This is a genomic window from Pseudomonas sp. HP_12, assembly GCF_055283955.1.
This window is the reverse complement of the sequence record NZ_JBTOQG010000059.1, coordinates 22,248-34,978: the sequence shown is the minus strand read 5'-3', so window position 1 is coordinate 34,978 and position 12,731 is coordinate 22,248. Positions and strand designations below refer to the sequence as shown.

Sequence of the window (12,731 nt, the reverse complement as noted above, 5' to 3'; positions counted from 1 at the left end):
GGGATGCGCGGTGGCCTCGGGTGAAGTCATATGCCGGGAAGCGATAAAGATAGGCCAAAAAGAGCGGAGCTGAAACCATATTCCGCTAACTGGGGTTTTACCGGAAATATATTCTAAGCCGAGTCTAAATCTCCGTTGAGGAATCAATTTTTTTTCAGCCTGACGCTAGTAGTATTTTCTGCACGATGGACAGCGCAGAAATCCCCATGAAAACACTCCCTTGTTATTTCGATTACGCCGCTACCACACCGGTTGATGACCGCGTCATCCAGGCCATGGTCACCTGCCTGGGCCGCGAAGGCACCTTTGGCAACCCAGCTTCCACCTCCCACGCCTACGGCAATCAAGCCCGCCAGGCCGTTGAATTGGCGCGCCGCCAGGTAGCAGAACTGGTGGGCTGCAGTGCCGATGCTGTGGTCTGGACCTCAGGCGCGACCGAATCCAACAATCTGGCGATCAAGGGCATCGCGCTCAACCCCAACAACGGCGCCCGTCGCCACCTCATCACCAGCACCATCGAACACAAAGCCGTCATCGACACCGTGCGCCAGCTTGAGCAGGCCGGTTGCCCGGTGACCTGGCTCGAACCCGATAACCGCGGCCTGATTCACCCCGATGCCGTGCGCCAGGCGCTGCGCGACGACACCCTGCTGGTGTCGCTGATGCTGGTCAACAACGAGCTGGGCACCGTCACTGACATTGCCGCCATCGGCCAAATCGTCCGTGAACACGGCGCCTTGTTCCACGTCGACGCCGCTCAAGGCGCTGGCAAACTGGCAATCGACTTGAGCGCGTTGCCGGTGGACCTGATGTCCTTCTCGGCGCACAAAACCTACGGCCCCAAAGGCATCGGCGCACTCTACATAGGCGATCGCGCACGGCCGTTGCTCGAAGCACAGATGCACGGCGGCGGCCACGAACAGGGTTACCGCTCCGGCACCCTCGCCACCCACCAGATCGTCGGCATGGGCGCGGCTTACGCACTGGCCAGCGCGGAAATGGACGAGGAAGTCGCGCGCATCAGTGCCTTGTCGGCGCAACTGCGTGAAGGCCTGCTCAGCCTGAAGGGCGTAAGCCTTAACGGCGATCCGCAACAGCGTGTCCCCCACACGCTCAACGTTTGCATCGACAGCCCGGGGTTTAACGTCGCCAGCCTTGCAAGCGAATTGGCGGTTTCGTCGACCTCGGCGTGTAACTCTGCAAGCAGCAGCGTTTCCCACGTGTTGCTGGCGCTGGGGTTGAGTCAGGGTCAGGCGGGCAGCAGCTTGAGGCTGAGCTTGGGGCGGTATACCGAGGTGGGTGATGTGGAGAAGGCGATTGCGGTGATTGCGGTGATTGCCGGGAAGTTGAGTGCGCCGGCGACGTTTTGGTGAGAAGGTGGGTTGGATCGTAAGGGGACAGGTTTATTTACAGCGCTTCACCGTAAATAAACCTGTCCCCTCTGACTGCTTGGAACTTCGAAAGTTAAGGGAAGCTGTATTTATACAGCACTTTAAATTCGTTAGTTTTCTACCAGAGACTGTAAGACGCTGTACACTCTTGACTACGTAGGCGCCCCATCAAAGTAAAACTTAGAGACCTCAACTCCCTTTTTCTTGTTCTGTTTACTCTTAACATCTTCAAGGTTGTAGCCTGCGGCGCGTGCCACATGCTTGTTTTCATCACCATATAATCTTTCCAATATCTCAATTGGTGTTTTTTTGTTGGCGGCTATAGCTATTCTTACAACATGGCTTTCATCCTGAGAAAGAGCCTCAAACATCGCTGGTGATAGCTTTCTCTTGGCTGCCACGAACTGCCTGATAGTACTATCAAACTGGCACAGCTCCTCTAAAATCTCCAATGGCACACTTTTATTGTGCGCCACCCATCGCCTGTAATCCGGATAATTTTTGATCACCTCGCGCCACACCGAAATGGGTGCTTCTTCAGTTGCCGCTCTGTCGTACTCACTTTTAATTGAGCTACTCCTTAGCGCAACAAATTCCTCAGCAGATGTGATCATTTTTCATCACTGGCTAGTTTTTCGATCATCAAGGTTGAGTCTAGCTACGTTCGCGACATCTTCGTCCTGATCTGTCAGCAATCTCTCTAAAATCGCGATTGGTGTTTTTCTATTTGCGGCTATCGCCACCCTTACAACATCACTAACGTCTCTGGAGAGTGTTTCAAACAGCGCCGGCGATAATTTCCGTTTTCTTGCGACGGCCTGCCTGATCGTACTGTCAAAAATACACAGATCTTCAAGGATCTCCAGCGGCACGGTTTTGTTATGCGCAACCCATCGCCTATAGTTGGGGTACTTTATGATGATCTCGCGCCAGACAGATGCCGGAGCTTCTTCCATCGCAGCTCTGTCATACTCACTTTTTAAGTCACTACTTCGTAGCGCGACAAATTCTTCAGCAGACTTTATCATTTATTGTCCTTGCATTTTAAAGACCTGAAATCAATGTTCTTTCCGATTCCGCTCTTGTGCTTGCTCATGTGATCACCATAGACGTCCGCGTCAGCGACCCACGTACCAGTTTTATCGTAAACTTTCCACGCGCTTTTTCCATGACCCGTTTTATCAATCGACCACCATTGGCTCCATTTCGGTTCATAAAAGTATTTTGCATAACCCACGCCGGCGACATTACCCTCACAAACGCGGTCGTAGCGATTGACCTCCCATTTTTTTCTGCATGCGCGTTTGCAGTTCTGATTAGGCTTATCTGACTTAGGCTTACGCCCTGGTCCGACGGGCGAACTTGCCAGCCCTAACGGGTCGACCCAACTGATTGAGTTTGGCCCATATTGGTAGATGTTCAATCCACCTAAATAGCCAATCGGATCCTTGCTGATGAACCGCCCGACCTTTGGATCATAGTACCGATGCCGGTTGTAGTGCAGGCCGGTTTCGTGGTCGTGGTATTGGCCTTGGAAACGGATGGTGTTGGTCAGGCCGACTTGCTGGGCGAACTCTGAGCGCTGTTCTTGCGCCTCGCCCCACGCTTTGTACTGAGCGCTCCACGCGGTGTTGCCGTTCTGGTCGGTCATTTCCTGGGGCGTGCCGAGGTGGTCGCATTGGTACCAGGCGAGTGCGTCAATCGGCAGCGCGACTGGCTTGTAGTTCCAGAGCGGGTCTTCTTTGAAGTTGTAGCGGCCTTCGTAGGTCGGTTGGCTTACGAGGCGGATGGTTTCGTGGCGGATGGCCTGGGCCACTGGCACGAAAGTGCCGGGTTCATGGATGTAGTGGACGGTTCGGCCGAGGGCGCCGGCGTATGGCGGCGGACTGCTTTCCCAGGCGAGGTTGTCGCCGTCCCAGCCGTACAGGGTGAAGCCGCAGCCGAGCTCGCGCTCTTTGCGGGCGTGTTCGTTTTCGTTCCAGCCGGTGCCGGCTTCGGGGCGCGGTCGGTAGTGGGCTTTGGAGAGTTTGTAGAGGCGACGTCCGAGGGGGTCGTAGCCGAAGTCGACAGTCAGACGCGGATCTCGAAAATGCACAAGGCGATCAAAGAGGTCCCAGTGCAGTTCGCTGCGCAGGCCGTTGGTCCAGCGCTCGGTCTGGTTGCCGCGTTCGTCGTATTCGTAGTGGTTGCCGGCGTAGTCGCGCAGCAGGTTGTCGACGAGTTTGTTTTGAGCCGGCTCGGGGTCTAGTGGGCGGCGCGCGGGTACGGCGCTGTCATCGAGCAGGTTGCTGGCCGGGTCGAAGGCAAAGGTTTCGGTGCCGAGGCGACTGGTTGCGGCGAGCAGGCGGCTGACCGGGTCGTATTTATAAGCAAGGACACCACGGCGGCTGTCGTTGATGTCGGTGAGCTGCCCGGCAGCGTCGTAGGTGTACGTGCGTTTGATGACGGTGGTTTTGTCGTCTGCTCGGCCCAGTAGCTGTTCTTGAAGGCGTCCCGCCGGATCCCAGCTTTGGGTTTGCAGGAGTTGGTTGCCCTGATGGCGGGCGACTTCGCGGTGCAAATCATCGCGCTCGTAAGTGAGCAGTTCGTGCTCGTCGAGCTTCAGACCGAGCAGATGGCCACTGCCGTAGGTCAGCCAGCTGACGCGATGGCCGTCCGGGCGAATGGTGGCAATGCAGTAGTTGAGCGCGTCGTACTCGTGCTGCCACACGGCAACCAGCGGTTTATCCAGATTCGAGTAATGCTGATGCTCGCGCAGGAGGTTACCGGCGGGATCATGAAACCATTGCAGTTTGCTGATGGCGTTGGTCGCCATGACCAGATGGCCGTTGCCGTCGTAGGCGAAGGTTTCGCTTTGGGCTTGTTCGCCGAGGGTGGCGCGGCGTTCGGTCAGGCGGCCCATCGGGTCGAATGTCAAAGCAATGGAGCGCTGGCCGTTGATAGTCTCGGCAAGGCGCCCGGTTTCTGGGTCGTACTGATAGTGAGTCGAGCGACCGTCGAAGCCGCGCTCTTCCAGCAGTCGCCCGACTGGATCGTAGTGAAAGTCGGCGCGGCGTTCGTTTTCGTTTTCCAGCGCAACGAGGCGGCCAAGCTTGTCCCAGCGGTAACGCAAGGTTTGCTCGGCAGCGTCGACGCGTTCGGCGATAAATCCCGCAGCGGTATAGCGCCATGTGGTGCAGAGTTCCAGGCCATCGGAGTGGGCGAGCAGCCTGCCTTCGGCGTCGCGACTAAAACGTTCTTCGGTTTTGTCCGGATGCTTGATCAGGACCAACTGACCTGATTTGTATTCATACGTGGTGCCGTGGCCAGCGGGATCGGTGAAGCGAACCATCTGACCGCGTTCGTCGTATTCCCAGCTACTCACCTTGCCCGAGCAGTCGGTGTACTTAACGAGTTGTCCGGCATCGTTGTAGGCCAACGCCTTCTTGTTGCCATTGGCATCCCTGATCGCAGTAGGAAGACCAAACGAGTTGTAGGCGTACTCGGTGACGTTCTCTAGCGGATCAATCGCCTCAACGAGATTGCCGCGAAGGTCATAGTCCCGTTTCCACAGCCCACCCTCGCCATCGCTGATTTTGATCAGATGGCTTTTTTCGTCGTAGGCGTAATTCATCACGCTGTGATCAGCGCGGGTGTGTTCCGTCAGATTGCTGAGCTTGTCGTAGCGATACCGATCCGTGCTGCCGTCGGTGTGGACGTGGCGGATGATGTTTTTCGCGGCGTCGCGGAAGAACCACTCGGAACGCCCGTCGGCGTGGCAGATGCGGTACGTGTAGCCGAGGCTGTCGTAGTAGTGCCGGGTTTCGTGGCCCAAAGCATCGGTGACGTAGGTCAGGCGGATATTTTCGTCCCACGCCAGTCGGGTTTCGAAACTGCCGTCATCGGCCCATTCGCGCACGGCCTTGGCATCGGGGCCGGAGCCTTGCCATTGCAGATTCAAACCGCGATTGGTGCGGTCGGTATAACGGGTAATCAGGTGGTTTTGATACTGGTAGCGCCAGGCCGAACCGTTCTCGTCCTGAGCCAGAACAAGGTCACCAAAATCATCGTATTGATACGCGCACAGTTGCCGTTTGACGTCGGCATCACGAACCTCCCAAAGACCGGTCAGACGCCCCTGATCATCGATCAAAGTGCCCAGGCGCAGATGAACTTTGTTGACGTCTTTTTCCGAGTAAGTGACTAACTCGGAGAGCACCATCCGATCTCCATGGCGATGCTCGTGATGCAACATCACCCCGGCGCCATTCGGCAAAACCTTGTTGATCAGAACGAAACGATCACCCCGCTGAACATAGGTCTCCCTTTGCTCCAAGCCCCGCATCAGCACCAACCGATCCTTGCTGACGCGAACGACGGTCAGATTTTCAATGGCGTTAAAGTGAAACAGCTTGACCTTGGGAAGAGGGAATTCATGGCTACGCCCGTCGAAGTCATGAAACACCAAACCGTCGCCGACGAGATCAAAACGTGTAGTAAACGCCGTAATCCACCGCGCACCGATTACATCATCATCAAACGCATCCAGACTCGAACAGTAAGTCCGCGTCCACTCAATCGGAAACGGACCCGGCAGACTGAAATCGGTGTGACTAACCGACTCCGAGCCCATCGCAAAGCTGATGCTCTTGATCGTCGCCGCACAGGCGCAATTCTTCTGTTCGTTGGGCCGACCCTTTGCAGGCTTCTCGAACTGAACAGCCTCAAGCTTGCCTTCACTCGCCTTGCGCTTGGCCTGATTAACCATCCCCGGTTTGATGTTGAACGACTGGCCATGCCCATTGCGCGACCGCCAGGTGACCACCGCATCACCCAGCGTGAGCAGGAGCGAACCAATGGAATTCTGAACCCCAGGATCCGCCAGACGATTGATCTGATCCCGAAGCTCCGGGCCCAGTGATCGCAACGAAGCCGCATGTCTGAGCACCTGCGCCTTCAGCGCTTCAGGCACGAAATATTCGGCAGCACCGTTAACAGCGCCTTTACCCGCAGCAATGCAAACATCCGCAGCGGCCGCAAAAATATTGCCAATCGCAGCCTGAGGGTCGTAAGCCCAGAGATCACCGGCGGCATGAATCAATTTCTCCGCTTCCAGCAAATCAGCCTTGGCGTTCAGCTCAGGGTTAACCAGCTTTTCAAGACCGGAAGCGATCTCAAGAAGCACACCTTCCCCAAGTTTCCCGGCATCCTCAAGAATGCCGGGGAGCTTGGCCTGCGCCTGTGGCACAAAGTCATCAAGCGTCCCGACGATGTCCGCGTTGAGGTGCCCGATCAGAATCTCGATCAGCACGTCACCCAACACCAATTTCCCGCTCCGACGCATCTCCTGGCGCACCAGAAACAGCATTGGCCGCAGGCTCATCCGTGCCGCCGCCATGCGAGGCGGGCGTGGCATCACTCCGATCAGATTGATGCCCAGACTCACCCAATCCAGCGGATCGCGATTCTCGCTGTTCCACAACCTGGCGATGTCATTCAAGGCATCGACCAGCGCCATGATGTTGCCCACCACCGGCAGTCCGCCTGCCTGGGCCTTGATTCGATCAAGCGAAACAACGCCGCCGCTGATCTCCTGTAACCAGGCATCGACGTTTGCAGCACCGACGCCAACGTCCTCAAGCTGAATCAGATCAAGCGGAACGATCGCCACTTGAGGCTCGCGTTTCTGGTCGCTGCCGGGCGTAACTACGGGGTTTGCCAAGGATGCTCTCCGTGCTCAAAAACCATCCGGCAGGCGTGTTTGCCAAACCGGGGGCGACGGAGATATCAAGGGCTATGCCAGCTATAAATTAGCGAAGCAAAATCAATTGCTTACGAGAAATAAAGCCAGATTTAAGCGAACGCTAAACCCGAAAACAAAGAAGAAGTGCGCAAGAAGTTGCGCACCCCTGTGCAACTTCTTGCGCACTCGTCTGCACACTACGAACGACGTGGCCTCCAACCCATCAACTACCCCATTCTCACGAAACGAGTGCGCAACTTTTCGCGCATCATGGCTATGAGTCATCCCAAAGCTCTCTGCGCCAGCGCCAGCGCCAGCGCCAGCCCCTCCCCGACCACAGTGAGAAATGCGACAACCCTGATCAGCATCAAGCAGGCGCCATCAGGACGAAGCTGATAGACTGCGCCCCGAAATTACTCAAGAGGAACGCTTCATGGCCACTAACCGCTCCCGTCGTCTGCGCAAAAAACTCTGTGTCGACGAATTCCAGGAATTGGGCTTCGAACTGAAGCTGGGCTTCGAAGAGGACCTGGATGACGAGGCCATCGATGCTTTCCTCGACGCTTTCCTGACAGAGGCCATGGACGCTAACGGTCTGGACTACGTCGGCGGCGACGACTTCGGTCTGGTTTGCCTGGCGAACCGTGGTTCGGTCAGCGAAGAACAGCGCGCTGCTGTCGAAGCATGGCTCAAAGGCCGCAGCGAGCTGACTGAAGTTGAAGTCAGCCCTCTGCAGGACGCCTGGTACCCGGAAAAGCCGATCAACGCGGCTGTCTGATGAGCTGGCGGGCCTTCCCGCCGAGCTGATACTGAAAAAGCCATCCTTCGGGATGGCTTTTTTGTGTCCGCGATTCGAGGTTTTGTTGTGTTCACCGGACAAAACCGCAGCCGGACGTCACGAATGCTGCTGGGAAATGGCGGCCTGCAGTCGGCGTTACGGGAAAAAACCACGGTTTAACGTGACTTTGAATGGGCAAGCGCAAAAAATAGCGCCGTTTGACGGCAGTACCCCGGCGCAAGTCACGAAAGCTTGGGGCATAATGCCGCTTTACCGAAACGCCAGTGTCACGCCCTGCCATCGGGCATTTTCTGGTGGATCGTTCACAATGCGAGGGAATTCACCCCCTCTTCATCTTCGTTGTTCGCTGCAGTAGGGTTTATTGAATGATCAAGTCTTTGCGTCCGCTGTTTATCGCCACCCTGCTTTTGCCCCTCTCGTTCTCCATCGCCGCCGCCCCTATCAATACCGCCCTGCCCCCCAAGGTTCAGGAAGCACTCAAAGCCAGCAAGCTGCAGAACGATGCGCTTTCGCTGGTGATGCTGCCGGTCAGCGGCCCCGGCACCCCGACTGTTTTCAACGCCGACGTGTCGGTCAACCCGGCCTCGACCATGAAGCTGGTGACCACCTACGCCGCCCTGGAAATGCTCGGCCCGACCCATCAGTGGAAAACAGAGTTCTACACCGACGGCACCCTCAGCAATGGCGTTCTGCGTGGCAACCTGTACCTCAAGGGCGGCGGCGATCCCAAGCTGAACATGGAACGCTTGTGGCTGCTGATGCGCGACCTGCGTGCCAACGGCGTGCAGCAGGTGACCGGCGATCTGGTGCTCGATCGCAGTCATTTCGTACAACCGCAACTGCCGGTGTTCGACGACGATGGCAACGATAAGAACAAGCCATTCCTGGTGCGCCCCGACTCCTTGATGGTCAACCTCAAGGCCCTGCGTTTCGTCACCCGCAACGACGGCGGCAGGATTCTGGTTTCGGTGGAGCCGCCCATCGCCGCGATCCACATCAACAATCAGGTCAAGGCGCTGTCATCCAGCAAATGCACCGGCGACGTGCTGTACAACCCGGTGCCGGAAGCCGATGGCGGCATCACCGTCACGGTGTCCGGCCAGTTGGGTGACGGCTGCAACTCCCAGACCTATCTGTCCCTGCTCGATCACCCGACCTATACCGCCGGCGCCGTGCGCGCCATCTGGCAGGAACTGGGCGGGACCATTCTCGGCAAGGACCGTCTGGACGTGACACCGGGCAGCGCCAAGTTGCTGGCCAGGGCCTTCTCGCCGGATCTGGCGGAGATCATCCGCGACATTAATAAATTCAGTAACAACACCATGGCCCAGCAGCTGTTCCTGAGCCTGGGCGCCGAGTTCCGTAACGAAGCCGACGGTGACGACGCCAAAGCCGCACAGCGTGTGGTGCGCCAATGGCTGGCGAAGAAAGGCATCATCGCGACGCATCTGGTGATGGAAAACGGTTCAGGCCTGTCCCGCGCCGAACGGGTCAGCGCACGGGAAATGGCGCAGATGCTCCAGGCCGCGTGGAACAGCCCGTTTCAAGCCGAATTCATGAGTTCGCTGCCGCTGGCAGGGATGGACGGCACCATGCGCAAACGCCTGAAACGTACCGCCCTGCGCGGTGAAGCCCACATCAAGACCGGCACATTGAACACCGTCCGGGCGATCTCCGGATTCAGTCGCGACAGCAATGGCAACACCTGGGTAGTGGTCGCAATCCTCAACGACCCGCGTCCATGGGGTGCGTCTTCGGTGCTGGATGAAGTACTGGTCAGCCTGTACAACCAGCCGAAACTGGCGAGCACGTCTATTTCGCTTCAGCAATAACGTCACGCGCCGGGTTGTGCAAGGTCGCTCGACGACATGCGCACAGCCCGGCGGCCAGCCTTTACATACCTGCTCTGCCTACCAGCTCTGCCCCAACCCCAGCAATCCGAGAATCTGTTTGCGCAGGTCAACCAGATACGGGTCGTCACGGTGCCGTGGATAGGCACGATCGATGATCAGCTCGGCCTTGATCTGCGCGGGCCGGTCGCTGAAGACAATGACGCGATTGGCGAGCAGCAGCGCCTCCTCGACATCGTGGGTGACCAACAGCGCCGTGTAACCCTGGCGCTGCCACAGATCGATCAACTCCTGCTGCATGGCAATCCGGGTCAGCGAATCGAGCTTGCCCAGCGGCTCATCGAGAATCAGCAGTCTTGGCTCGTTGACCAACGCCCGCGCCAGCGCCACCCGCTGTGCCATGCCGCCCGACAGCTGTCGCGGATAGGCTCGTGCGAATTGACTCAAACCGACCTTCGCCAAGGCCTCATCAACCTTGCCCTTGGTGGTTTTGAGCAGACCCTGGGCTTCCAGGCCGAGGGCAACGTTGTCCCAGACCCGACGCCACGGGTACAGGGTCGGGTCCTGGAACACCACCACCCGCGTCGGATCCGGCCCGGTGATCGCCACACCGTCCGCCGTAATGCTCCCGCTGCCCGCACCTTCCAGCCCCGCGACCAGCCGCAGCAGGGTGGACTTTCCACAACCCGACGGTCCTAACAGGGCGACGAATTCCCCCGGTTCAACCTCCAGCGACACCCGCTGCAGCACCGGCAGCTTGTGCCCTTCGAGGGAGAAACCGTGGCTCAGGTTATCGATGCGCAGCGCCAGGCCACGACTGTGCTCGGCGCTTGCCGCTCTGGCTGCATTTACCATTTCATTGCTCCTTGCTGCCAGGCCAGCAGACGGTCACGAATCAGAAACAGCGCCGAGATCAGCCCCGAACAAGCCAGGGCCATGATCAACAATGCTGCGTACATGTTGGCGTACGCCGCCCACCCCTGGGCCCATTGCAGGTACCAGCCGATGCCGGACTTCACGCCCATCATCTCGGCGACCACCAGGGTGGAAAACGATGCGCCGAGGCCCATGAACAAGCCGACGAAAACGTGAGGCAGCGCAGCGGGAATTGCTACTTTGAAGATGAGAAAACCCTGTTTTGCGCCCAAGGTGCGGGCCACGTCGTAGTAGGCCTTGTCGACGCTCGACACCCCTGACCACGTCAGCACCGTCACCGGAAACCAGGTCGCCAGCGCAATGAGAAACACGCTCGCACTCCAACTGCTGGGGAACAGAAAGAAGCACAGCGGCAGCAAGGCGGTGGACGGCACCGGGCCGAGGATCCTCAACACCGGGTGCAGCCAGTAGCCGATGCTCCGCGACCAGCCGATGGCGACGCCGGCGACGAACCCTGTCAGTGCGCCGAGGGCAACACCGCTGCCCAGCAGAATTGCCGAATGAAACAGGCTGTCGGCGAGACGCGGCCAGTCCTCGACGTAGACGTCCAGCAGCGCTTGGGGTGGCGCGAAGAACGGCACCGGCAATACGCCGAATTTGGCGGTAAGCAGCTCCCAGATCGTGAGCAGAATCGGCAGCGCGATCAGCCAGGGGCCAAGCGTTTGCGTACGCGCGGCGATGCGCGGAGACCAACGCGCTGCCGTTACCGCCAGCAGGATCAGCCCCGACATGATCAGGCACAGATTCGCCAGACCCTGGGTCATCGGCCAGAGACGGGTGGCGTTGGGCAGATACACGATCAATAGCGCCGCCGCGAGCCAGACCGCCGCCGCCACTACGCCGTGCAGCCAGAAGCGCCCCGCCGGTTTTTTCAGCCGTTCGACGCCGGCCGCCAGCTCAACTGAAGACATCGGCAGTGATCTCCGCAGCAAAGGCGTTGGCATCAGTGCTTTGACGGATGACCTCGACGGTTTTCAGGTCGCGAACGTAGGTGGCGATCTCGGCGGTCAGTACCGCGCCGACGGCGTGATGTCCATGGGTGTGATCGTGGAGGATGGCGACGACTTCCTCGGTGGTGGTGTTCAGCGCGTAAGCCTGGAACCCTTTGGCCACCTCCTCCGGATGCTTGACCGAGTAATCGTGAGCTTCAAGAATCGCTTGAGTCAGCGCGGCCACGGCGCGTCTGTCGTCCCGCGCCAGTTTGCCGGTCACACCCACCACGCAGCAGCTGAGGTTGGCGTAGTCCTCCACCAGATTCGACGACAGTTCGCGAGCCTTGCCGGCGTTGATCAGTCGGTACATGAACGGGTCGCTGCCGCTCACCGCCTGCACTTCGCCGCGCTCCAGCGCCGTACCCAGCAAATCGGCCGGATACAGGCGCCACTCTACGTCGCGCACCGGGTCGACGCCATGTTTCTTCAGGAGGATGGAAAAGAAGTTACGGTCGGGACTGGCCATGTCTGTCACGCCGATGGCCTTGCCTTTTAGGTCTTCGAGTGTCTTCACGTTGCCACTCGCCGCCGTCAACAACCGCAGGCATCCGCCGTGGGTTCCGGCAGTCAGCTTGACGTCGAAGCCCTGCTCCAGCGCTTTCAGCCACCGCAGCGCCATGCCGATGCCGGCGTCCGCTTTGCCCGTCGCAATGGCTTCCAGCAACACTTCGGTCGAGTTGCCGAAATTGACCAGCTCGACGTCCAGATTGTGCTTCTTGAAAAAGCCCTGCCCGTGGGCGATGACCACGGGGGCCAGGCACACGGCGTTCAGGTTGATCGCAAGCTTCAGCGCCCTTGGCTGATCGAGCCTGATGAACTCACCCGTGCCCGCAGGCTCGCTCGCCCCGCCACTGACGTCGGCGCCGTGCCCGGCATGCTCCGCATGTTCGTCCGCAGCCCAGACGCCGCGCGGTAATGACAGCAGAAGTGGCGATGCCAGCGCAGCGCCGGCGAGGCTCAGCACCCGCCGACGGCTCAGTTGATCGAAAACAGCCATGGTGTTCCCTTACCCGGTGAGTGAAATGGTCGTCGCCGAACAAG

Annotated in this window: 9 protein-coding genes; 3 read left to right on the top strand and 6 right to left on the bottom strand. The window is 58.6% G+C overall.

Translation table 11 applies throughout. The features are described 5' to 3' along the window. The first annotated feature begins 206 nt into the window (after positions 1-206). Positions 207-1,373 carry a cysteine desulfurase family protein gene (locus tag ACYASU_RS22830; RefSeq protein ID WP_463584158.1) on the top strand — a complete coding sequence of 389 codons (1,167 nt, stop codon included), beginning with the start codon at positions 207-209 and terminating at the stop codon, positions 1,371-1,373. A gap of 170 nt (positions 1,374-1,543) precedes the next feature. Here ACYASU_RS22830 and ACYASU_RS22825 read toward each other — a convergent pair whose 3' ends face one another. Genes ACYASU_RS22825 through ACYASU_RS22815 form a run of 3 tightly spaced genes read right to left on the bottom strand, consistent with a single transcriptional unit; the run spans position 1,544 to position 7,092 of the window. After that, entirely contained in the window at positions 1,544-2,005 is a 462-nt protein-coding gene (locus ACYASU_RS22825; protein WP_463584157.1) for a hypothetical protein, read from the bottom strand. Between the two features lie 6 nt (positions 2,006-2,011). Continuing rightward, the gene (locus tag ACYASU_RS22820) at positions 2,012-2,419 is read right to left on the bottom strand and encodes a hypothetical protein (RefSeq protein WP_244655917.1); all 408 of its coding nucleotides are present in this window, start codon (positions 2,417-2,419) and stop codon (positions 2,012-2,014) included. Continuing rightward, entirely contained in the window at positions 2,416-7,092 is a 4,677-nt protein-coding gene (locus tag ACYASU_RS22815; protein ID WP_463584156.1) for an RHS repeat-associated core domain-containing protein, read from the bottom strand. Before ACYASU_RS22815 ends, ACYASU_RS22820 begins: the two co-directional genes overlap by 4 nt. A gap of 454 nt (positions 7,093-7,546) precedes the next feature. Between ACYASU_RS22815 and ACYASU_RS22810 the strand changes: the two genes are divergently transcribed. Together ACYASU_RS22810 and dacB are read left to right on the top strand one after the other, a co-directional pair. Further along, on the top strand, positions 7,547-7,891 hold the full coding sequence (locus ACYASU_RS22810; RefSeq protein WP_463584155.1) for a YggL family protein: 345 nt from the start codon (positions 7,547-7,549) through the stop codon (positions 7,889-7,891). Positions 7,892-8,277: 386 nt separating this feature from the next. Next, on the top strand, positions 8,278-9,744 hold the full coding sequence (gene dacB / locus ACYASU_RS22805; RefSeq protein ID WP_192172483.1) for a D-alanyl-D-alanine carboxypeptidase/D-alanyl-D-alanine endopeptidase: 1,467 nt from the start codon (positions 8,278-8,280) through the stop codon (positions 9,742-9,744). Positions 9,745-9,822: 78 nt separating this feature from the next. On the opposite strand, the gene ACYASU_RS22800 is transcribed toward dacB, so the two are convergent. The 3 genes from ACYASU_RS22800 to ACYASU_RS22790 are packed head-to-tail and all read right to left on the bottom strand — an operon-like array spanning position 9,823 to position 12,687. Further along, entirely contained in the window at positions 9,823-10,617 is a 795-nt protein-coding gene (locus ACYASU_RS22800) for an ABC transporter ATP-binding protein (protein WP_463584154.1), read from the bottom strand. Continuing rightward, positions 10,611-11,609 carry an ABC transporter permease gene (locus ACYASU_RS22795; RefSeq protein ID WP_463584153.1) on the bottom strand — a complete coding sequence of 333 codons (999 nt, stop codon included), beginning with the start codon at positions 11,607-11,609 and terminating at the stop codon, positions 10,611-10,613. The genes ACYASU_RS22800 and ACYASU_RS22795 overlap by 7 nt, the downstream gene beginning before the upstream one ends. Next, positions 11,596-12,687: an ABC transporter substrate-binding protein gene (locus ACYASU_RS22790; protein WP_463584152.1), complete on the bottom strand. Its 1,092-nt coding sequence runs from the start codon at positions 12,685-12,687 to the stop codon at positions 11,596-11,598. The genes ACYASU_RS22795 and ACYASU_RS22790 overlap by 14 nt, the downstream gene beginning before the upstream one ends. Between the last annotated feature and the right edge of the window lie 44 nt (positions 12,688-12,731).

Coding starts and splice junctions, on each gene's coding strand:
- ACYASU_RS22810 (WP_463584155.1), top strand. CDS start 7,547: ATGGCCACTAACCGCTCCCGTCGTCTGCGCAAAAAACTCTGTGTCGAC.
- dacB (WP_192172483.1), top strand. CDS start 8,278: ATGATCAAGTCTTTGCGTCCGCTGTTTATCGCCACCCTGCTTTTGCCC.
- ACYASU_RS22795 (WP_463584153.1), bottom strand. CDS start 11,609: ATGTCTTCAGTTGAGCTGGCGGCCGGCGTCGAACGGCTGAAAAAACCG.
- ACYASU_RS22800 (WP_463584154.1), bottom strand. CDS start 10,617: ATGGTAAATGCAGCCAGAGCGGCAAGCGCCGAGCACAGTCGTGGCCTG.
- ACYASU_RS22830 (WP_463584158.1), top strand. CDS start 207: ATGAAAACACTCCCTTGTTATTTCGATTACGCCGCTACCACACCGGTT.
- ACYASU_RS22790 (WP_463584152.1), bottom strand. CDS start 12,687: ATGGCTGTTTTCGATCAACTGAGCCGTCGGCGGGTGCTGAGCCTCGCC.
- ACYASU_RS22820 (WP_244655917.1), bottom strand. CDS start 2,419: ATGATAAAGTCTGCTGAAGAATTTGTCGCGCTACGAAGTAGTGACTTA.
- ACYASU_RS22825 (WP_463584157.1), bottom strand. CDS start 2,005: ATGATCACATCTGCTGAGGAATTTGTTGCGCTAAGGAGTAGCTCAATT.